This is a genomic window from Rhodococcus sp. K11/5 (assembly GCF_055193735.1).
Genome location: NZ_CM143721.1, coordinates 2,257,264 through 2,280,351, shown reverse-complemented (window position 1 = coordinate 2,280,351; position 23,088 = coordinate 2,257,264). Strand labels below are relative to the sequence as shown.

10 protein-coding genes and 1 pseudogene are annotated in these 23,088 nt (G+C 69.9%); 8 read left to right on the top strand and 3 right to left on the bottom strand.

Annotated features, from left to right (window positions below; genetic code table 11):
* Window positions 1–18: 18 nt before the first annotated feature.
* On the top strand, window positions 19–420 hold the full coding sequence (locus ACY466_RS10805) for a PPOX class F420-dependent oxidoreductase (RefSeq protein WP_463245408.1): 402 nt from the start codon (window positions 19–21) through the stop codon (window positions 418–420).
* Window positions 421–437: 17 nt separating this feature from the next.
* Here ACY466_RS10805 and ACY466_RS10800 read toward each other — a convergent pair whose 3' ends face one another.
* Genes ACY466_RS10800 through ACY466_RS10790 form a run of 3 tightly spaced genes read right to left on the bottom strand, consistent with a single transcriptional unit; the run spans window position 438 to window position 4,130 of the window.
* Complete coding sequence (locus tag ACY466_RS10800; protein WP_463252224.1) at window positions 438–1,811, bottom strand: metallopeptidase TldD-related protein; 1,374 nt, start codon at window positions 1,809–1,811, stop codon at window positions 438–440.
* Window positions 1,812–1,822: 11 nt separating this feature from the next.
* Complete coding sequence (locus ACY466_RS10795) at window positions 1,823–3,358, bottom strand: TldD/PmbA family protein (RefSeq protein WP_463245407.1); 1,536 nt, start codon at window positions 3,356–3,358, stop codon at window positions 1,823–1,825.
* Window position 3,359: 1 nt separating this feature from the next.
* Window positions 3,360–4,130 carry a TSUP family transporter gene (locus tag ACY466_RS10790; protein ID WP_463245406.1) on the bottom strand — a complete coding sequence of 257 codons (771 nt, stop codon included), beginning with the start codon at window positions 4,128–4,130 and terminating at the stop codon, window positions 3,360–3,362.
* A gap of 42 nt (window positions 4,131–4,172) precedes the next feature.
* On the opposite strand from ACY466_RS10790, the gene ACY466_RS10785 reads away from it, so the two are divergent.
* From ACY466_RS10785 to ACY466_RS10755, 7 genes and pseudogenes are all read left to right on the top strand, one after another.
* On the top strand, window positions 4,173–5,381 hold the full coding sequence (locus ACY466_RS10785) for a sensor histidine kinase (protein WP_463245405.1): 1,209 nt from the start codon (window positions 4,173–4,175) through the stop codon (window positions 5,379–5,381).
* A 49-nt stretch (window positions 5,382–5,430) separates the two neighbouring features.
* Complete coding sequence (locus tag ACY466_RS10780; RefSeq protein ID WP_463245404.1) at window positions 5,431–6,090, top strand: response regulator; 660 nt, start codon at window positions 5,431–5,433, stop codon at window positions 6,088–6,090.
* A gap of 116 nt (window positions 6,091–6,206) precedes the next feature.
* Window positions 6,207–6,815 (top strand): FxsA family protein, encoded by a 609-nt coding sequence (locus ACY466_RS10775; RefSeq protein ID WP_463245403.1) that lies wholly within the window; start codon window positions 6,207–6,209, stop codon window positions 6,813–6,815.
* Window positions 6,816–6,858: 43 nt separating this feature from the next.
* A complete protein-coding gene (locus tag ACY466_RS10770) occupies window positions 6,859–8,448 on the top strand; it encodes an amidohydrolase (protein ID WP_463245402.1) in 1,590 nt (529 codons plus the stop codon).
* Entirely contained in the window at window positions 8,445–10,034 is a 1,590-nt protein-coding gene (lnt, locus tag ACY466_RS10765; protein WP_463245401.1) for an apolipoprotein N-acyltransferase, read from the top strand. The genes ACY466_RS10770 and lnt overlap by 4 nt, the downstream gene beginning before the upstream one ends.
* Before the next feature lie 295 nt (window positions 10,035–10,329).
* Window positions 10,330–22,818 (top strand): non-ribosomal peptide synthetase, encoded by a 12,489-nt coding sequence (locus tag ACY466_RS10760; protein ID WP_463245400.1) that lies wholly within the window; start codon window positions 10,330–10,332, stop codon window positions 22,816–22,818.
* Window positions 22,704–23,081, top strand: a pseudogene (locus ACY466_RS10755) (phosphopantetheine-binding protein); the annotation flags it as partial. The gene ACY466_RS10760 and the pseudogene ACY466_RS10755, both read left to right, overlap by 115 nt.
* Window positions 23,082–23,088 lie beyond the last annotated feature (7 nt).

The following is a 23,088-nucleotide window of genomic DNA, read 5'->3' as shown; positions in this document are numbered from 1 at the left end:
GGGCCTACTCTGATTCTCATGACCCCTCCCTCCGCGAACCCGTTCGGCGATATCGGCACCGCCAAGTACGTCCTGCTGACCACGTTCACCAAGACGGGCACGCCCAAGCCCACCGCCATCTGGGCGGCGCTCGACGCCGGCGAACTGCTCATGTGGACGCAGGGACAGTCCTGGAAGGTCAAGCGCATCCGCAACACCCCGCGAGTCACCGTGGCCACGTGCGATCGTGCGGGCAACAACGCCGGCCCGGCGATGGAGGCGACCGCCGTGGTCCTCGACGATGCGGGCACCGCGCGCACGCGGAAGGCCATCGTCGCGAAGTACGGCATCGTCGGTCGGGTGGCCGTGACGGCCAGTTCGCTCTTCCGCGGCAAGGATTCGACGATCGGGATCGCCGTCCGCGCGGAGGAGACCGAGTAGGCCTGCCGTTCGAACCTCTACTGCGCCTTGCTCACCGACGACATGTGGAAATCGGGGATGCGGAGCGGCGGCATCGCTGCGCGCGTGAACCAGTCCTGCCACTCGCGGGGGAGGGTGGGGACCGTCGCGCCGGCCTCGGTCGCGCGGCGTAGCAGGTCCAGTGGGCTCTCGTTGAACCGGAAATTGTTCACCGACGCGGTGACCTGCCCGTCCTCCACGAGGTAGACACCGTCCCGCGTCAACCCGGTGAGCAGCATCGTCGTCGGGTCGACCTCACGGATGTACCAGAGCGTGGTCAGCAGCAACCCGCGTTCGGTGGACGCGACCAGATCGTCGGTCGAGCCGCCGCGGCCACCGGTCATGATCAGATTGTCCCCGGGGGCGGTGGGGGCGCCGCCGAACCGGTCGGCAGCGGACCTCGGGTAGGCGAGCGAGGTGATCGTGCCGTCGCGAATCCAGTCCACCCGCCCGGCATCCATGCCGTTGTCGAAGACCGAGATCGCGTCGGAGGACGACCCCGTGACCACGAACGGCGCAGTCTCCAGGCCGGGCTCCGCGGGATCGGAATAAAGCGTCAGCCCCAGGGCGCCGAGGGTCTCGCCGATTCGCGTTCCGCCGCTGCGAGACAGCGCGTTTCGACCCTCGTGTGCCCCGCGGCCCTCCATCGTCCACATCAGATCGATCATGAGATCCGAGACCGCCGACGGGGGCAGAATCGTCTCGTATCGACCGGCGGGGAGCTCGACCGTACGGGCCGACCAGTCCAGACGTCGGGTCAGTTCGGCGAGCAGACCGTCGACGACGACGTCGGTGAAGTCCTTCGTTCCCGAGCCCACCCACGCGCTCGCCCCACCCGACAGTCCGCCGCGTTTACCGTTGATCTCGAGCGTGCCGATGGGTTCGACGACCCTGCGGCGCACCCCGGACGAGGTCCCCAGCCACACCGTGCCGACCGTGTGGTGAGCGAAGCCGTACAGGGCGTCGGCCCCGTCGAATCCTCGCGCGAGTCCGGGGACCAGCGGCTCGAAGACCTCGACGCCGGTGACCGGGCCCGCCTCGCCCCACCCGTCCGGATCGCCGTCTCCCGCGATCAGCGGCATCGCGTCCGACGCCGGTTCGGCGGCACGCGCCGCGCGTTCGGCCGCACGAACGACCCCCACGACGTCGTCGGGGTCGACGCTGGTGGACGAGACCGATCCGACGCGGGCCGCGTCGCCGTCACGCACGATGGACACCACCGTCCACCGGCGCTGCGCACCGACGCCGTTGGTGGTCATCGAGTTCCCGGCCCACCGCAACGACGCCTCCGCCGTGTCGGACACGATGACCACGGTGTCCGACACCGTGGTCACGGACAGGGCCTTCTCCACGAGCTCGTGGCCGCCCAGCATTCGGGTCGCGCTCACTGTCCCGCCTCCGATCGTGTGTTCAGCACCGAGACGCCGCGGAACAGGGCGGACGGGCAGCCGTGGCTGACGGCCGCCACCTGGCCGGGTTGTGCCTTGCCGCAGTTGAAGGCTCCGCCCAGGCGCCACGTCGACGCACCGCCGACGGCCTCCATCGAGCCCCAGAAATCCGTCGTCGTCGCCTGATACGCGACGTCCCGGACCTGCCCGGTGAGGGCACCGTTCTCGATACGGAAGAAGCGCTGGCCGGTGAACTGGAAGTTGTAGCGCTGCATGTCGATGGACCACGACTTGTCACCGACGACGTAGATGCCGCGCTCGACGTCCGCGATGAGATCGTCGGTGGTGCGATCGGCGACCGGATCCGGCTGCAGCGACACGTTCGCCATGCGCTGGATCGGAACGTGGTGCGCCGAATCGGCGTACGAGCACCCGTTCGATCGTTCGAGTCCGAGGCGCGGGGCGAACACCCGATCGAGCTGATACCCCACGAGGACACCGTCGCGCACCAGGTCCCACCGCTGGGACTCGACGCCGTCGTCGTCCCAGCCGATGCTGGAGAGTCCGTTCGGCTCCGTGCGGTCGGCGGTCACGTGCATCACGTCGGTGCCGTACCGCAGCGTGCCGAGCTGGTCCGGGGTGGCGAACGAGGTGCCGGCGTACGCGGCCTCGTACCCGATCGCTCGGTCGTATTCCGTGGCGTGGCCGATGGACTCGTGGATGGTGAGCCACAGGTTGGTGGGGTCGATCACCAGATCGGTGGGACCGGGTTCGACGGTCGGTGCCTTCACCTTCTCGGCCAACCACTCCGGTATCCGGGCAAGCTCGTCGTCCCAGTCCCACATTCCTTCGCGGCCGCTACCGGGGTCGACCAGGTATTCCCACCCGCGCCCGACCGGAGGCGCGAGCGTGCGCATCGATTCGAACGATCCCGACGCGGAATCGACCGCCACGGCGTCGAGCTGGGGATGCAGCCGCACGCGTTGCTGGGTTATTCGCGATCCGGCTAGATCGGCGTAGAAGGTCTGCTCCTTGACCTGCAGCACCGACGCCGTCACGTGGTCGATGCCGTCCGCGGCGGACAGCCGGCCGGAGAACTCGGCGAGCAGACCGACCTTGTCCTCGGTGGGGACGTCGAACGGATCGATCCGATACTCCGACACCCAGAGGACGTCCTCGTGGACCGGCTCGGCCGCGAGGACGACGCGTTCACGGTTGAGCTCGCGCAGGGCGGTCGCCACCTGGACCGCTTTCCAGGCCACCGCCACGGCCTGATCGACCCCGAGTGCGACGTCGGAGGCGAAGCCCCACGTCCCGTCGACGACCACCCGAACCGCCATGCCCAGATCCGAGGAGTCGACCGCCGATTGGACCGACCCGTCGCGCAACACGAGAGCCTGGGTGGTGGATCGGTGGATGCGCAGATCGGCATGCGTGGCGCCCGCGGCCCGGGCGGAGGTCAGCGCCGCGTCCGCGAGGGCGTGCAGGGGCAGGGCGACGAAATCGGCGTCGACGTCTCTCACCCGGCTCACGCTAGCCGAATTGTTGCCATCCCAACCGGACGACGAGCGCGAAGACCACGACGAGCAGGACCACGCGGACGAAGCCGGCGCCGCGGGAGATCGCCATTCTGGATCCGACGAGAGCTCCGGCGATGTTCGCGACGGCCATCGAGAGCCCGAGCAGCCACAACACGCTGCCGGTCGAGGCGAACCAGGCGAGGGCGCCCAGATTGGAGCCGAGGTTGAGGACCTTGGCCATCGCGGCGCTGCGGACGAATTCCGTGCCGAGGACCGTCGCGAACACGATGATGAGGAACGTGCCGGTACCCGGCCCGAGGATGCCGTCGTAATAGCCGATGGCGATCGCGGCGAGAGCCACCACGATCGCGATCCGCCGGGTGGTCGGTGGCTCGGAGGCGATGACCACTCCGATGGTGGGCCGCAACGTCACGATCAGGGCGACGAACACGAGCACCACCAGCACGATGGGGATGAACACGTCCTTGTCGATGAGACTCACCGACGCGGCGCCGAACGCGGCGCCGACGGCCGCGAGAACCCCACACGGGGCCAGGATCGACCACTGCATCGGCACTCGCCGAGCGAACGTGAGCACTGCTGCCGTCGTACCGGCGACGGACGCCACCTTGTTGGTGGCCAGCACGGTCTGCGGCAGCGTCGCGGCGGGGGTGACCAACAGCAGCGCGGGCAGCAGAATCAGCCCACCGCCGCCGACGACGGCGTCCACCCATCCCGCGGCCAATGCCGCAGCCAGCAACACACCCCAGTCAGCGGCACCCATGGCGATATTCGATCACAGCCCAGCGCACTACCATTACGCGCGATGCGACCCCTCCGATCGTGGTTCACGGCCCGCCCGCTGGTCGCCGACGCGGCCCTGGCGCTGTTCGTCGTGTTCGTCGAACTGGTCGGCACGGCCGGCACCGACCTCCCCACTGCGGTGTACGTGGCGCTGGTGGTGGCGGTGGGGGCTCCGATCGTCGTCCGCCGACGGCACCCCGTCCTCGCGGCCTGGACGGCCCTGCTGCTGTGTCAGATCGGGTCCGCGCTGATCCGGTCCGATCCACCGGCCGACGGGGGCGTCCCGGAGTTTCCCCCGGGTCATCTCGCCCTGATCGTTCTGCTCTTCTCCTGCGCGCTGTACGCCCGGCGGCGCGACACGGCGTTGTTCGCCGCGGGTCTGGTGCTCGACCTCGTGGTGATCACCGTGGCGGTGCGCCCCGACTTCTCGGTCACCCTGTCCATGTTCGTGCTCTACGCGCTCGCCTGGATCACGGCGGAGTTCATCGGCGCGCGCCGCGCGTACGTGGCCGAGGTGCGAGCCCGGCTCGCCGTCGCGGAACTCGAACGCGACCGCCTGGCCGAGGAGGCGGTGATCGCCGAACGGACTCGCATCGCGCGCGAGCTGCACGACGTGGTCGCGCACGCGGTCAGCGTCATGATCGTCCAGGCCGACGGAGCGTCGTTCACGCTGCGCACGGATCCGGATCGGGCCGAGGCCGCGCTCGGGAACATCTCCACGACCGGGCGTCGGGCGTTGGCCGAGTTGCGTCGCACCGTGTCCCTGCTGCGCACCGACGAATCCGTCGGTACGCCCGGTACCGCCGACGGCCTGCCCCAGTACGGCACCGCGGCGCTGGCGAAAGTGGTGGAGATGATGCGCGCCGCCGGCCTGCAGGTGCAGATCGAGCAGACCGGGGACCTCGACGATCTGCCGCCGGCGGTGTCCCTCGGTGTGCACCGGCTGGTGCAGGAATCGTTGACCAACGTGTTGCGGCACGGCGGCGAGCAACCTCGGGCGCGAGTCGTGGTGCGGCGCGAGAGCGACGAGAACGCCGTCATCGTCCAGATCACCAACTGGGCGGACACCGATGCGCAGGCCACCACCACCTCGGCCGCGCTGCAGGGCACCGGATTCGGGGTGATCGGAATGCGCGAACGTGTCGCGGTGCTGGGCGGCGAACTGACCGCGGGACGTCTCGACGACGGACGGTGGCGGGTGTCCGCGTCACTGCCGCTCGAGCAACCCTGAGCGCACGACGCGTGAACCCGGTGGCCCCGCACCGGTTAGGTTGTTCGACGTGTCCATCTCGGTGCTGCTCGTCGACGACCAGGAATTGATGAGGATGGGTCTGTCCATGGTGCTCGGCGCCCAGGACGACATCGAGGTCGTGGGTGAGGCGGCCGACGGGGCCACCGCGGTGGCGGCCGCCGCGCGGTTGCGACCCGACGTCGTCCTGATGGACGTCCGGATGCCGGGTGTCGACGGACTCTCCGCCACGGAGCGCATCGTCGCCGCGGACTCCGAGGTCCGAGTGCTCGTCATGACCACGTTCGATCTCGACGAACACGCGCTCGGTGCGCTCCGCGCCGGCGCCAGCGGTTTTCTCCTCAAGGACACCCCGCCCGAGGATCTGATCTCGGCCGTACGCAGCGTTGCCGCGGGTGACGCCGTGGTGTCGCCACGGGTCACCAAGAGGTTGATCTCGCGCATCATCGCCGACGACGACGCGCCGTCTCCCGACACCTCGGCCCTCGACGCGTTGACCGAGCGCGAACGCGAGGTGCTCGAGCTCATCGCGTCGGGAAAGTCGAACGGGGAGATCGCCGCGGCCCTGTTCCTGTCGGAGGCGACGGTCAAGACCCACGTGGGACGGGTGCTCACCAAGCTCGGACTGCGGGACCGCGTGCAGGCCGTGGTGCTCGCCTACGAGCTCGGGGTCGTGAAACCGGGCTCGTGAGATCTGGTCACGGGACCGGGTCGCCCGGGAAACATCGGTGCCGATTCGTGTCCGATTCCGGGAGAAAACGAGGGTGCTCCGACGTTGACCGTGTGTACCGACGAAGGGAACCGGCGATGCCTCTGCTCTATTTCTTCCTCTACCTGCTGGTGGAGATCAGCGCGATCGCGTGGCTGGCCTCGGCCGTCGGCGTGTTGTGGACCGTCTTCGCCGTCATCGCGGCCTCGGTCGTCGGCATGGTCGTCATCCGGTCCCAGGGCCGTCGTGTGCTCGCCGATCTTCGTGAGGCCAACGCCGGCCGTCGCTCTCAGGGCGGCGCCGTCGCCGACGGCGCGCTGGTCGCGCTGGGGTCGGTGCTGCTGACGATTCCCGGTCTGGTGTCCTCGGCGCTCGGCCTGCTGTTGATGATTCCGCTCACGCGCACGGTGCTCAAGCCCGTGATCGCCCGGTCGGCGGCCAAGCGAGTGCAGACGGCGGTGGCGACCGGTCGATTCGTCGGACCCGTCGGGAGTCCGTTCGGTCCGGGCGGCCCCGGTGGACGCTTCGGGCCCGGTGGCCGTTTCGGTCAGGGCCACGTGGTGGTGGACGGCGAGGTCGTCGACGGCGATGTGGGGCCGACGAGCGGCCCCGGTCGTTCGACCCCCGACCGTGGCATCACCGACCGCGGTATCACCGACGGTGGCGACGACTACGGTCGCGGCAACGACGGCCGCACGGCCTCCTGACCCCACGGCCGGGTCGGTCCGTCCGAGAAGGCAGACTCGATACGTGAGTACGCAACTGTTGGTCGATGGCCGCATCTACAGCCCCAGCGCCCCCGACGCCACCGCCATGGCCGTCACCGACGGCATGGTCGTGTGGGTCGGTGACGATCGTCCGGGCCGCGCGCTGCACCCGGATGCCGAGATCGTCGAACTCGACGGTGCGTTCGTCACTCCGGGTTTCGTGGACACCCACGTCCACACCACCGCGACCGGTCTCGCGCTGATCGGTCTCGACCTCGGCTCGGCGCGATCGCTGAGCGAGTGTCTGGCCGCCGTGCGGAAATACGCCGCCGACCACCCCGACACGCTGATCTGGGGACAGAACTGGGACGACACCTCCTGGCCGGAAGGCCGCGGCCCCACCACGGACGAACTCGACGAGGCCGCTCCCGGTCGGGCGGTATACCTGTCCCGCATCGATGCGCATTCCGCCGCGTGCTCCACGGTGTTGCGGCGGGCCTCGGCGGAGTCGGTCGCGCAGGCCGATCCACAGGCACCCCTGATCGCGGAGGCCCACCACGCGGTGCGCCGGACCGCTCGCGATCTGCTCAGTCCCAGCGGCCGCCACGCGGCCCGCGTGGCGGCGCTCGATCACGCCGCGGCGCACGGGGTGGTGGCGATCCACGAGTGCGCCGGACCGGACGTCTCCGGACGCACCGATCTCGCCGAACTCCTCGCACTCGATCACGCCGTGCAGGTGCACGCCTACTGGGGCGAGGCAGTCCGCACCGCCGACGAGGCGACCGAACTGCTCGCCGCGACGGGCGCTCACGCACTCGGTGGGGATCTGTTCGTCGACGGCTCCATCGGCTCCCACACCGCATGGTTGACCGAGCCCTACTGTGACGGGGACGGCACCGGCTACGCCTATCTGGACGTCGACGCCATCGCCGACCACGTCCGGGCCTGCACGGAGGCGAAGATCCAGGCCGGGTTCCACGTCATCGGCGACGCCGCCACCGGCGCCGTGGTCGACGGACTTCGGCGCGTCGTCGACGAACTCGGCGGCCCGGCCGTGGCGGCACGCGGGCACCGGCTCGAACACCTCGAGATGGTCACCGAGGAGCAGGCGTCGCTCCTGGCCGGTTGGGGAATCATCGCCAGCGTCCAACCCGTGTTCGACGCCTATTGGGGCGGCAACGACGGCATGTACCGTGCTCGGCTCGGTGTCGACCGCGCCCGCGCCCTGAACCCGCTGGCGATGATGGCCTCGGCCGGGGTGCCCCTCGCGTTCGGATCCGATTCGCCGGTCACCCCCCTGTCGCCCTGGAGCGGGATACGCGCCGCCGTCGGGCACCGCACGCCCGGAAGTGCGATCTCCCCGCGCGCCGCCTTCTCCGCCGCCACTCGTGGTGCCTGGCGCGCCGGGGGAGTGCGCGACGGACTCGCCGGCACCCTGGTTCCCGGTGCCCCTGCCTCCTACGCGGTGTGGGACGCCGATGAATTGGTGGTGAGCGCACCCAAGGATTCCGTGCAGCGGTGGTCCACCGATCCTCGATCCCGGGTCCCCGCGTTGCCGCGCTTGGACGACTCCGCACGGGATCCGGTCTGCCTGCAGACCGTGCACCGAGGCCGGACCGTGTACCGGTCGTGATCGTTCTTCTGCGCCTGCTTCTGTCCGCGGGAGCGGGGGCGCTGTTGTTCGCGTCGTTCCCACCGAGACCCCTCTGGTTTTTCGCACCGATCGCGCTCGCGCTGATCGGATTCGTCCTCACCGAACGGTTGTCCCGTGGCCGCACCGTGTCGAAGAAGGGCGGATTTCTCTACGGGTTCGTCTTCGGCCTCGGGTTCTTCCTTCCGCTGCTGCCGTGGATCGGGGTCTACGTGGGCCCGCTCCCGTGGATCGCGCTCGCCGTCGCGGAAGCGGTGTTCACGGGCCTGTTCGGGCTGCTGGCGGTCGTGGTGTCCAGGCTGCCCTTCGCGGCCCTGTGGCTCGCGGCCACGTGGTCGCTCACCGAGTGGCTGCGTAGCACCGTGCCGTTCGGTGGGTTCCCGTGGGGACGACTCGCGTTCGGGCAGTCCGAGTCGGTTCTGCTCCCCGTCGCGGCAGTCGGCGGAGCGCCGCTGTTGAGCTTCGTCGTCGCCGCGATCGGGCTGGGTGCGGTCGTGGTCCTGCGCGCGGTCGCGAGCATCCGCTCCGCGCCGGCCGGCGCATCGCGCGGCGGAGTCGTGTCCGTGGCCGCCACGCTGGTGCTGATCCTCCTCGGCCCGATCGTCGCCGTGGCCACCGCGCCCGGGCTCGCCGGACCGCAGGACGGGGAACGCACCGTGACGGTCGCCGCGATCCAGGGCAGCGTTCCGCGACTGGGGCTGGACTTCAACGCTCAGCGCCGACAGGTGCTGAACAACCACGTCGACGAGACGTTGCGGCTCGCCGACGACGTGGACGCCGGCCGCACCGAGCAACCCGACGTCGTCGTGTGGCCCGAGAACGCGTCCGACGTCGATCCGCTCCGTGACGCGGAGGCGGCGGCGTCGATCTCGGCGGCCTCGGTCCGCATCGGCGTCCCCATCCTGGTGGGCACGGTGCTGAACAACGGCGACGGAACCACGAGCAACAGCGTGATCGTGTGGGACGGAAACGCCGGGCCGGGGGAGCAGCACGACAAGAAGATCGTTCAGCCCTTCGGCGAATATCTCCCGTACCGTGACTTCTTCCGACTGTTCTCGCCGTACGCCGATTCGGCGGGCAACTTCGTTCCGGGCGACGGAGACGGAGTGGTCCGTACGCGCGGCGTCGACGATGTCGCCCTCGCCGTCGGTGTGGCCACGTGTTACGAAGTGGCGTTCGACCGGGCGCCCGCCGAGGCCGTGAACGCGGGGGCGACCATCCTGGCGGTCCCCACGAACAACGCGACGTTCGGCGACACCGAGATGACCTACCAGCAGCTCGCAATGTCGCGGGTCCGCGCCGTGGAACATTCCCGCACCGTCGTCGTCGCGGCGACCAGCGGCGTCAGCGCCATCGTCGCGCCGGACGGTTCGGTGACCGAGCGGACCGAACTCTTCGAACCCGCCTACCTCGTCGACACCGTCGGAGTCCGCACGAATCTCACTCTCGCGACACGCTGGGGTGCGGTCGTGGAGTACGTCCTCGTCGGTCTCGGGGTGCTGGGAGTCATCGCCGCCGCCGCGAACCCCGTGCGACGACGACGCCGCACGGACGCTACTCGGGCGTAGCGGCCACTCCGCGGCCCCCTACCGGTACATCGACGGGCTTCGTGACCTCGAACAGCGGAATGTAACGCTTCGGCGCTGATCCCCGAGAAAATTGGTGAGACTCACCAATCCAAGGTCGGTGAGTCCGCGAATCACACACCAAGAGTGCGACCACGGTCGGGGACACCGTCAGTCACACGCAGGTTTCACGCAGGACTCGGGCTCGGGACTGCGGACGTCAGCGCCACGGGCCCACGGTGGAGTGCGTTTCTGCTCGGCAATCTTTCCCGCCGACGAGCGAACGGAGCTTCGATTCATGACTCCCCCCACGCACACGACGCACACCCTCGACGCACACCGACATACCGACACCCGGGACGACCACGACCGGGACACCGACTACCCGAACACCGACGACCCGAACACCCCGTCCGAACCCTTCCCGCTCTCCCCGGCCCAGGCCAGCCTCTGGTTCGCGCAGAAGCTCGCACCCGAGGTGCCGCTGACCGTGGCGCAGTACGTCGACGTCGTCGGCGACTTCGACGTCGACCTGTTGGTCCGGGTGGGAGCGCAGGCCGCCGCCGAACTCCAGTCCGGCCAGATCCGCCTGATCGAGATCGACGGCCAGCCGTACCAGCTCACCGACCCGTCGGCCACCGTGCAGACCCGACGCCTGGATCTGCGGGGCGAACCGGATCCCGTCGCCGCGGCACACGAGTGGATGGCCGTGGAGATGCGCACCGCCGTCGACATCGACCGCGACCCGCTCACCGTCAACGTCGTGCTCCGCGTGTCCGACGATCGGCACTTCTGGTACACCCGCATGCACCACATCGCGGGCGACGGGTACGGGGCCGTCACCGCGATGAAGCGGATCGCCGAGCTCTACTCCGATGCCGTCGCGGGTCGAGCGAGCGCTCCCAGCAAGGCGGGCGATCTGCCCGCGCTCTATGCCGCCGAACGGAAATACGTCGAGTCGACGCGGTATCGCACGGACAAGGCATTCTGGATGGACAAGCTCCAGGGCCTGCCGGACTCCTTCGGACTGGCCGACCGCACGGCTCCCGCGCAGCCCGATCGCCTTCGGATCAACGGTGTGGTCGACGGGTCCGTGGGCCGGATGCTGGCCGCCGCCGAGACTCGATTCGACGCGAGCGCCGCCGCCGTCATCGCGGCCGCGTTCGCCGCGTACCTGCACCGGGTCACCGGTCACCGGGACGTGGTGGTCAGCCTTCCGGTCTCGGTGCGTACCACCGCGGCGCTGCGCCGATCGGGGGGCATGGTGTCCAACGTGGTGCCCATCCGCATCCACATCGGACCGAACATGAACATCGGCGATCTCGTGACCACGGTCACCCTCGAGATCACCGGCGCACTGCGCCACCAGAAGTACCGGCACGAGGACATCCGGCGTGATCACGGCAGCTCCACGATGCACCGCGGCTTCTTCGGCCCGATGGTCAACATCATGCTCTTCGACTGGCACGTCGGACTCGGCGATCTCACCGGACAGCTCCATCTTCTCTCCAGCGGACCCATCGAGGACCTCACGTTCAACGTCTACAACAGCACGGGTGGGGACCGCCTGAACATCGATTTCGAGGCGAACCCGGCGCTCTACGAGCCGGAGGTGCTGGAGGCGCACCACCGTCGTTTCGTCGCGTTCCTGGAGAACTTCCTCGGCCGCGGCGCCCGCACGCGGGTCGGTGGCCTCGACGTGGTGCTTCCCGACGAGCTCCGCCGGGTCACCGCCGATTTCAACGACACGGGCCGACCGGTTCCCGCCACGACGCTTCCCGCGCTCTTCGTCGAGCAGGTCCGCCGTACCCCCGACGCCGTCGCGCTGCAGTTCCGCGACGACGTCCTGACGTACGCCGAGCTCGATCGACGGTCCAACCGGTTGGCCCGGGTGCTGATCGATCGGGGAGTGGGTCCCGATTCTCTGGTCGCCCTCGCGCTGCCCCGGTCGGTCGACCTCCTGGTCGCGATGTACGCCATCGTCAAGGCGGGCGGCGCCTACGTGCCGATCGACCCCGACCATCCCGCAGACCGCATCGCCTACGTCCTGGACACCGCCCGCCCGGTGTGCGCGCTCGTCTCGACCGACGACGACATCGATATCGGCGAGACCACCCCGCGGTTGGCCGTCGATTCGTTGTCGACTCTCGGCATCGACGACGGGGACGTCACCGACGCCGACCGCCGCGCGCCGCTGCATCCGGACGCCCTCGCGTACGTCGTCTTCACCTCCGGGTCCACCGGCCGGCCCAAGGGAGTCGGCGTCAGCCACGCCTCCATCGTCAACCGTCTGCTGTGGATGCAGCACGAGTACCGACTCACCGCCGACGACGCCGTGCTGCAGAAGACACCCGCGACGTTCGACGTGTCGGTGTGGGAATTCTTCTGGCCACTGATCGTCGGCGCCCGTCTCGTCGTCGCCGAGCCGGACGGACATCGCGATCCGCGCTACCTGCTGTCCACGATCGACGAGGCGGGCGTCACCGTCGCGCACTTCGTCCCGTCGATGCTCACCGCATTTCTCGCCGAACAAGCGGACGGCCGGTCCCGGCGCGATGCACCGCGATCGTTGCCCGGACTGCGGACCGTGTTCTGCAGCGGTGAGGCGCTCCCCGCGGACACCGCCGCCACCTTCCGGTCACTGAACTCCGCGGCGCTGCACAATCTCTACGGTCCCACCGAAGCGGCCGTCGACGTCTCCCACTGGGAGTGCACGGACGCCGACCGGGTCGGCGTTCCCATCGGTCGCCCGGTGTGGAACACCGCCCTGCACGTTCTGGACGCGCAGCTCGAGCCCGTTCCGGTCGGCGTCGCCGGCGAGCTCTACCTCTCCGGAGTCCAGCTCGCCCGCGGTTACGTCGGCCGCCCCGAGCTGACCGCGGATCGGTTCGTCGCCGATCCGATCGCCGCCGACGGCTCCCGCATGTACCGCACGGGCGACCTCGCGCGCTGGCGCGCCGACGGCGCGGTGGAATACCTGGGCCGCAGTGACTTCCAGGTCAAGATTCGCGGTCTGCGCATCGAGCTCGGTGAGGTCGAAGCCGCCCTGATCGGCCACCCGCACGTTCATCACGCCGTCGCTGTCGCACACACCGACGATCGCGGCGAGACCGAACTGGTGGCGTACGTCGCTCCGATTCCCGGCCTGGCCGCACCGGACGTGGACGTCCGCGCGGTCGCCGCGACGGCGGCGGCGTCGGTGCCGAGTTACATGGTTCCGTCGTCCATCACCGCACTCGCGGCTCTGCCGCTGAACAGCAGCGGCAAGGTGGACCGCGCCGCACTTCCGGCTCCGACGCGCGCCGCCGTCGACGCCCCGTCGGTCGCACCGCGAACCGAGGTCGAACGCCGGATCGCCGAAACCATCGCCGACGTGCTCGATGTCCCGGTCCCGGGGGTGCACGACAGCTTCTTCGACATCGGCGGCAACTCGTTGCTGGCCGCGCGCGTCGTCTCACGAGTGAGCGCCGAGGTGGGCGCCGATCTGTCCATCAAGGACCTCTTCGAAGCCCCCACCGTGGCGCGTCTGGCCCGGCGGATGGCCGAGTCGACCGCATCCGGACCCCGTGCCGCCGTGACCGCCGGTCCCCGCCCCGACCGCATTCCCCTCTCGCTCGCACAGCAGCGTCTGTGGTTCCTCAACCGGTTCGACTCGTCGTCCCCGGCCTACAACATGCCGTTCTCGATCACGCTCACCGGCTCCGTCGACGTCCCCGCCCTCTCCTCCGCCCTGCTCGACGTGGTGGAGCGCCACGAGTCTCTGCGCACCGTGTTCCCCGATTCGGTCGACGGTCCGCACCAGGTCGTCGAGGAGCCGCGTCCGCAGCTGCTCGAGCCGATCGTCGTCTCGCCCGACGAACTGCGCGCACGGATGATCGACCTCGCGAGCACCGGCTTCGACGTCACTCGCGAGCACCCGTTCCGCGTCGGGCTTCTGCAGACGAGCCCGACGTCGTTCACCCTGGCCGTGGTTCTGCACCACATCGCGTCGGACGGGTGGTCGTTCGGTCCGCTGGCCACGGATCTGATGACCGCCTACACCTCCCGTCTTCGGGGCGACGCGCCTCGGTTCACACCGCTCGAGGTCCAGTACGCGGACTTCGCGGTCTGGCAACGTACCGCTCTCGGCTCCGAGTCGGACCCGACGAGTCCGCTCGGCAGTCAGATCGAGTACTGGACCCGGCGTCTCGACGGCCTGCCCGACGGCATCGACCTGCCCACCGACCGGGTACGCCCGGCGGCCGCGTCGTTCCGCGGGGACAGCGTGTCACTCTCCCTGGATGCCGACGTGCACCGCGGTCTCGCCGCTCTCGCGCGCGAGAATTCGTCGAGCATGTTCATGGTGGTGCACGCGGCGCTGTCCGTCGTCCTGGGCCGGTTGGCGGACGTCGACGACGTCGCCGTCGGCTCGCCCATCGCAGGACGCGGCGATCGAGCCCTCGACCCCCTGGTGGGCATGTTCGTCAACACGCTCGTGCTCCGATCGTCACCGGCGCCCGACGTGTCCTTCCGCTCCCTTCTCGCAGACGTGCGTGACCACGACCTCGAGGCGTTCGCCCGCGCGGACGTCCCGTTCGAGCGAATCGTGGACGCCGTGGCGCCGGAACGCTCGGCCGCTCGGCATCCGCTGTTCCAAGTGGTGCTGTCCTTCGAGAACCTCGACCCCGTGCACGTTTCTCTGCCCAGCGCCGACGTCGAGATCGCCGAACTCGATTCCGGCACGGCCAAATTCGACCTCGCCTTCCAGCTGGCGGAACGGTTCGACGACCGGAACGAGCCCGCCGGAATCGACGCCCGCATCGGTTACGCCCTCGACCTGTTCGACGCGAACACGGTGCGCGGGTTCGGCGATCGACTCACGGCGGTGCTGCGAGCCGTCGTCGCCGATCCGACGGTCGCGGTGGGCGACATCGATTTGCGTACCTCGGCCGAAGCGTCGGCGGGCCTGCTCGGCGGGCCGCCGGCCGGGCCTCCGACCACCCTCGGCGACGTCCTCGCGTCCGCGGCTCGGCGTGACCCCGATGCGGTCGCCGTGGTCACGGCGGAGCAGAGCTTCACCTACGGCCGACTGGACGCCGCGTCGGATCGTCTCGCCCGCACTCTGATCGACGAGGGCGTCGGCCCGGAGACGCTGGTTCCCGTCTGCCTGCCCCGGTCGTTCGAATCCATCGTCGCTCTCTGGGCGGTCACCAAGGCCGGAGCCGCGTTCGTACCCGTCGATCCGGCACTGCCGACCGAACGCATCGAACACATGCTCGCGGACTCGTCGGCCACGATCGGGTTGTGCCCGGTCGGCACCGATCTCCCCGGCGGCCTGCAGTGGATCCCGGTTCGTCCGGACACGCGTCCCACCGACGCGCCGCGGGTGCAGGTCTCCGTGCGGCACGACAACCCGGCGTATCTCGTCTTCACCTCCGGGTCCACCGGTCGACCGAAGGCCGTCGTGGTCACTCACCGGGGGATCGCCGACTTCGCTCGCGATCAGGTCGAGCACTACCACGTCGATTCCACTTCGCGCACACTGCATTTCGCGTCGCCCAGCTTCGATGCCTCGGTGCTCGAGTTGGTCATGGGCTTCGCCGCCGCATCCACCATCGTGGTCGCCGGAACCGAGATCTACGGCGGCGCGGAACTGGCGGCACTGCTGCGCGAGCAGCGGGTGACCCATGCCTTCACCACCCCCGCCGCCCTGGAAACCTGCGACGCCTCCGATCTCCCCGACCTCGTGTTCGTCGGAGTGGGCGGCGACGTCTGCAGTCCGGATCTGGTGCGCCGCTGGGCAGTTCCCGGCCGCACGATGCTCAACATGTACGGCCCCTCGGAGACCACGGTCGTCGCCACGATGTCCGACGCCCTCGAACCGGGCGACGTGGTGACCATCGGATCGCCGCGTCGAGGCGTACGCGCGCACGTGCTCGATCGTCGCCTTCGACCGGTGGCCCCCGGCGTGGCGGGCGAGCTGTACCTGAGCGGACCCGCGCTCGCGCGTGGCTACCTCGGGCGACTTCCCCTCACCGCGTCGCGCTTCGTCGCCGACCCGCAAGGGCTCGGTGGATCCCGGATGTACCGCACAGGCGACGTGGTGGTCGAGCGTCGGCGCGCCGACGGCGTCTCCGAACTTCTCTTCCGCGGACGCGCCGACGATCAGGTCAAGATCCGCGGATACCGCATCGAACTCGCCGAGATCGACGCCGTCGCCTCCGCGCCGGACGGCATCCGGTTCTCGCACACGGCCGTCGTGGACGCCGATCGCTCCGATCGCGCCCGCCTCGTGACGTGGGTCGTCGCCGACCCGTCCACCGACGCCGACCCCGACGCGGTGGAGGCGGTCGTCTTCGAGCACCTGCGCACCGCGCTTCCGAGCTACATGATCCCCGCCGCCGTGGTGGTCCTGGACCGCCTCCCGGTCACCCCCACCGGCAAACTCGACAAGCGGGCGCTGCCGGTCCCCGACCTCGGTGCGCCGTCCACCGAGTACGCCGAACCCCGCACCGCGACCGAGTATGCGGTGGCCCGCGCGTACGCCGACGCGCTGGGAATCGCGGTCGTCGGACGCACCGACGACTTCTTCGCGGCCGGCGGCAACTCGCTCATGGCCACCCGAGTCACGTCCGCGCTCGGGGCAGCGCTGGGCCGCGAGGTGCAGGTTCGCGCACTCTTCGACGCACCGACGGTCGAACGACTGGCCGCGGCACTGGACGACGAGGCAAACGCACCCGGCCGTATTCCTCTCACCGCGGTTGCCGAACGGCCGGATCGGATTCCGCTCGCCCCGGCCCAGCAGCGGCTGTGGTTCCTCAACCGCTTCGATCCGACGTCCGACGCCTACAACATCTCGTTCTCGGTCACCCTCGACGGACCCCTCGACGTCCACGCACTGGGTGAGGCGCTGGAGGATCTGGTGACTCGTCACGAGACGCTGCGCACCGTCCACCCGGAAACGGACGACGGACCGGTCCAACGGGTACTCCCCGCCGAACCCGTCGTGCTCGAGCCGGTCTTCCTCGACGAATCCGCCGACGGGGTCGAGAACGAATTGTCCTCGTTCGCACGCGGCGGATTCGACCTGACCGCCGAGCGCCCGTTGCGGGTACGTCTGCTCCGCGTGCGCGACGATCGGCACGTGCTCGCTCTGGTGGTGCACCACATCGCCGCCGACGGTTGGTCGATGGGTCCGCTGACTCGTGACGTCCTCACCGCCTACGCGGCGCGGGTGCGCGGCGACGCCCCGCGGTGGGACCCCCTGCCGGTGCAGTACACCGACTTCAGCCTCTGGCAGCACGCCCGTCTCGGCGACTTCGACGTCGACGGTGTCGCGGCGACACAGACACGCTTCTGGGCGGACACCCTCGCCGATCTGCCCGACGAGTGCACCCTGCCGTCGGACCGGCCGCGCCCCGCGGTACCCACGCACGCCGCCGGAACGCACGAGTTCGCCGTGGACCGCGCCGTGGTGGCTCGACTGTCGGAGCTCGCGGACGAGCACGGAAGCACGCTCTTCATGGCGGTGCACGCGGTGCTGGCCGTGCTGGTGTCTCGGCTCGCCGACACCGACGACGTGGTGATCGGGACGCCGGTGGCGGGACGGCGCGATCCGCGGCTCGACGACCTGGTCGGCATGTTCGTCAACACGCTCGTTCTGCGCACCTCCGTCGCTCCGAGCGCGTCGTTCGCCGACGTGCTCGCCGACGTCCGCGCTGCCGATCTGGACGCCTTCGCGCACGCCGATCTGCCCTTCGAGCACCTCGTCGACGCGGTGTCTCCGTCACGAACGGCCGGACGCCACCCCCTGGTCCAGGTGGTACTGGCCTTCGCCACGGCCGGCGTCACCTCCGGCCGCCTGGACGACCTCGAGGTGACGGCCGAGGCGATCGATCTGCAGCGCAGCAAGTTCGACCTCGAGCTGAACGTCGAGGAATCCGGTGCGGACGGCGACCGCGACTGGCGGTTCCGCATGACCTACACCCGCGACCTGTACGACGAGGCCACCGTCGCGGCCGCTGCCCGGCGATTCGTGACGCTCCTGTCCGCCGTCGTCCGTCACCCGGAGACCGCTGTCGGAGATTTCTCGATTCTCGATCACGACGAGACCGTCGATCTGACGCATCGGGCCGGCCCGCGGGCCGGCGACGTCGAGCTCCTCGCAGACCTGTTCTCGCGCACCGCGACCGAGCTTCCGACCGCCGACGCCCTGGTCGCCGGCCGGGGTGACGATCGCCGCGTCGTGACCTACGCCGAGCTCGACGACGCCTCGTCCCGCCTCGCCCGAGCCCTCATCGCTCGGGGCGCCGCGCCGGAGACCGTGGTGGCCGTGGCGATCTCGCGCTCCGTCGAATCGGTGCTCGCCACGTTGGCGGTCACCAAGACCGGAGCGGCGTGGGTGCCGGTGGATCCGAACTACCCGTCCGAGCGCATCACGCACATGCTCGCCGACAGCGGTGCCGTGCTCGCGATCACCGCGGGTGTCCGACCGGACGTACCCGAGTCGGACGCGATCGAGTGGATCGACCTCACCGACGACGCCCTGCACGCGGAACTCGCCGATCACGCGGGAACCGCGATCACGAACACCGAGCGGCTCGGCATAGTTCTGCCGTCCCATCCGGCGTATGTGATCTTCACGTCCGGCTCCACCGGAGTTCCCAAGGGCGTGAGCGTCACGCACAGCGGTCTCGCGAACTTCGCCGACGAACAGCGAGAGCGGCTGGACGTCACGGCGGCCGCCCGCACCCTGCACTTCGCCAGCCCCAGCTTCGACGCCTCGGTGCTCGAACTGTTGCTCGCCTTCCGCGCCGGTGCCGCCATGGTCATCGCGCCGGACGACGTCTACGGCGGGACCGATCTGGTCGAGTTGCTCGACCGGGAGGCCGTCACCCACGCGTTCGTCACCCCGGCCGCCCTCGCGACCGTCGAGACCGAGCCGGGCGTCGAGACCGAGGCGAGCGTGACGGCACCGTCGCTGCGCGTGGTGGTCGTCGGCGGCGACGCCTGCAGCGACGACCTGGTGCGACGCTGGGCCCCCGGGCGCCGGATGCTCAACGGCTACGGGCCCACCGAGGGCACGATCGTCGCGGCGATGGCCGAACTGACCGCCGGCGAGCCCGTCACCATCGGTCGGCCCATTCGGGGCGTCCGAGCGACGGTGCTCGATTCACGCCTGAATCCGGTACCGCGCGGCGTGACCGGTGAGCTGTACCTCTCCGGCGTCGGACTGGCCCGCGGCTACCTGAACCGCGCGGCTCTCACGGCCGACCGCTTCGTGGCCGACCCCCACGGTGAACCCGGAGCCCGCATGTACCGGACCGGCGACGTGGTCCGGTGGACCGCCGACGACCGCCTCGAGTACGTCGGCCGGTCGGACACCCAGGTCAAGGTCCGTGGATTCCGCATCGAGCTGGGCGAGATCGACGCCGCGCTCACCGCGGTCGAGGACGTGCATTTCGCGCACACCGTCGTCCACGCCGATTCCGCGGGCCCGTCCCGCCTGGCGTCGTACGTGGTTCCTCGCGGTGACCACCGCATCGACCCGGCGAGCGTTCTCGATGCGGTTCGGGCGGTACTGCCCGGGCACATGGTGCCGTCGTCGATCACGGTGCTCGATCGCGTCCCGCTGACACCCGTGGGCAAGCTCGACGTCCGCGCCCTTCCCACCCCGACGCCGGGTGGCCCCGATCGGCCCTACCGGGCACCGTCGACACCCACCGAGACCGTGATCGCCGACGCGATGGCCTCCGTGCTCGGCGTCGTCGATCTGCGGGTGGGCGGCGACGACAACTTCTTCGATCTCGGCGGGAACTCCCTGCTGGCGACCAAGGTGGCGGCTCGCATCGGATCCGCGCTCGGTGTTCGAGTTCCGGTGCGCGCACTGTTCGAGTCTCCGGACGTCGCGTCCCTCGCCGCACACGTGGACCTGCTGGGCGAGTCCGCCGGGCCCGTCCTGCAGGCCGCACCCAGGCCCGAGGTCGTTCCGCTGTCCCCGGCTCAGCAGCGGCTGTGGTTCCTCAACCGATTCGATCCGACGTCCGGGGCCTACAACGTTCCGTTCGCGGTCCGACTGACCGGCCCCCTGGACCGAACGGCGTTGACGCACGCCCTCGCCGATCTGGTGCGCCGGCACGAGATCCTGCGCACCGTGTTCCCCGACAGCGCGGCGGGACCTCGGCAGGAGGTGCTCGACGCCGACACCGCGGCGGTGGAGCTCGAGAGCCTCGACCCGGCGTCGTCCACCGACCGCACCGACCTCGACGCGCTGCTCAGGCTCACCGCGACCCGCGGCTTCGATCTGACCACCGAGATGCCGTTGCGCTGCAGCCTGATTCGCGAGGGCGAGGATCGACACGTGCTGGTGGTGACGATGCACCACATCGCGGCGGACGGGTGGTCGATGGCTCCACTGGCCGCGGACCTCATGACGGCGTACACCGCCAGGGCGGCGGGGGAGACGCCGAGCCCGGAGCCGCTGCCCGTGCAGTACGCCGATTACAGCCTGTGGCAGCACGAGCGTCTGGGGTCCGAGGACGACGTGCAGAGCGTGCTGTCGACGCAGCTCGCCTACTGGGAGCGCACGTTGATCGGAGCGCCCGAACGTCTGGACATCCCGACGGACCGGCCCCGGCCGAGCCTGCCGTCGTTCCGAGGTGGCCGCGTGTCGAGCGAGATCGGTGCCGATCTGCACGACCGGCTCGTCGACCTCGGTCGTCGGGAGAACGCGACGCTGTTCATGACGGTGCACACCGCGATCGCCGTCCTCCTCGGTCGGCTCGCCGGTCGCTTCGACACCTCGATCGGCACCGCGGTGGCCGGCCGCGGCGAGGAGGTGCTCGATCGTCTGGTCGGCATGTTCGTCAACACCCTGGTGCTCCGAACCTCGGTGGACCCGGACGCGTCGTTGGCGGACACTCTGCGCGCCGTGCGCGACGTCGATCTCGGTGCCTTCGAACATCCCGACGTACCGTTCGAGCGGGTCGTCGACCTGCTCGCACCCGAGCGCACCACCAGTCACCACCCGTTGTTCCAGGTCATGCTCTCCATGCTCGAGGACAGCCCGACCGAGGCGGCCATGGGGGACGTGCTGCTCGAGGCGGCGGAGATCGACGTGAACATCGCCAAGTTCGATCTGCAGTTCACGGTGACCGAGCGTCGATCGGCCGACCACGGACCGGACGGGTTGACCGTGGTGGTGGATTACGCCGTCGATCTGTTCGACGAGTCCACGGTGACCGCGATGGTCGAGCGGCTGACCGCAGTCCTGCACGCGCTGGCCACCGACCCCGAGCGCGCCGTGGGGAGTGTCGACCTGCTCACCGCGAGCGAGCGGTCGGACCTGGTGCCGGTGCACGGAGGGGGCACGAATCCCGACCCGGCCGTGACCATGGCGGACGTGTTCGCACGCACCGCGGCGGAATTCGGCGACCGTGTCGCGGTGGAATACCTCGATGCGTCGTTGACGTACCGGGAACTGGACGAACGATCGTCCGCGTTGGCGCGCGCTCTGGTCCGACGAGGGGTCGGACCGGAGTCGCTCGTCGCGCTCGGATCGACCCGTTCCTTCGAGTCCGTCGTCTCCGCACTGGCGGTGGCGAAGGCCGGCGCGGGATTCGTTCCCGTCGATCCCGGCTACCCGGCCGATCGCATCGCGCACATGCTGAGCGACTCGGCGGCGCGGTGGGGCCTGACCACGTCGGAGCATCGGGCTGCGTTGACCGTGGACGGGGTGGAGACCACGTGGATCGAACTGGACGATCCCGACACGGTGCGCGAGCTCGAGGCGATGCCGACGACCGCACCGACGAACGCCGAACGCACCGCACCGTTGTCTCTGGACCACACCGCGTACGTCATCTACACCTCGGGATCGACCGGCCGTCCCAAGGGCGTCGTGGTCACGCACGCCGGTCTGTCGAACTTCGCGGGTGAACTGCGTGACCGCTTCGACGTTCGCCCCACCTCACGGGTGTTGCACTTCGCCACCCCGAGTTTCGACGCGGCGGTCATGGATCAGCTGTTCGCGTACGGCTCGGGAGCCACCCTGGTGGTGGCTCCCACCGGGGTGTACGGCGGCCGCGAGCTCTCGGAGTTCTTCGGCTCCCATCGCATCTCGCACGCGTTCGTCACCACCGCTGCACTGGCGACTGCGGATCCCGGCCCGGCGACCTCGCTCACGCACGTCCTGGTCGGCGGGGAGGCGTGCCCGCCGGAACTGGTCGAGAAGTGGGCGCCGGGACGCAACCTGCACAACGTCTACGGCCCGACCGAGACCACCATCGTGACCACCATGAGTCACCCGATGAGTCCCCGTCGACCCGTCACCATCGGCGGGCCCATCCGCGGGGTCAGGGCGACGGTCCTCGACCGACGCCTGGAGCCGGTCCCGTACGGCGTCGTCGGCGAGCTGTATCTCGCAGGCCCGGAGCTCGCCCGCGGCTACCTCGGACGGCAAGCGCTGACCGCGGAGAGGTTCGTCGCCGACCCGCACGGAAAGCCGGGGAGCGGATGTACCGCACCGGTGACCTCGTGCGGTGGCGACGGGATGCGGCAGGCGAGCCGAACCTGCTCTACGTGGGGCGGTCCGACCACCAGGTCAAGATCCGCGGGTTCCGCATCGAGCTCGGCGAGATCGACGCGGCCTTCGATGCGCACGACGGCGTCGATTACGCGATCACGATGGGTCACCCGCGCGAGAACGGGGACACCGCGATCGTGTCGTACGTCCTGCCGCACGACGGTGCGAGCGTGGACGCGGCGTCGCTACGCCGGCACCTGCAGGATCGATTGCCGCGCTACATGATCCCGCAGTCCATCACCCTGCTCGACGAACTCCCGCTCACCTCGGTGGGCAAGGTGGATCGACGGGCGCTGCCGGCACCGGAGTTCGTCACGGCAGCCGTGCACCGAGACGCGGACACCCCCACCGAACACACCGTGTGCGAGGTGTTCGCGGAGGTCCTCGGCGTCGACGGTGTGGGCCTGGACGACAACTTCTTCGAACTCGGCGGCACCTCGCTGGTGGGCACCCGCATCGTGGCCACGATCGCCGAGCGTCTCGACGAGACCGTGC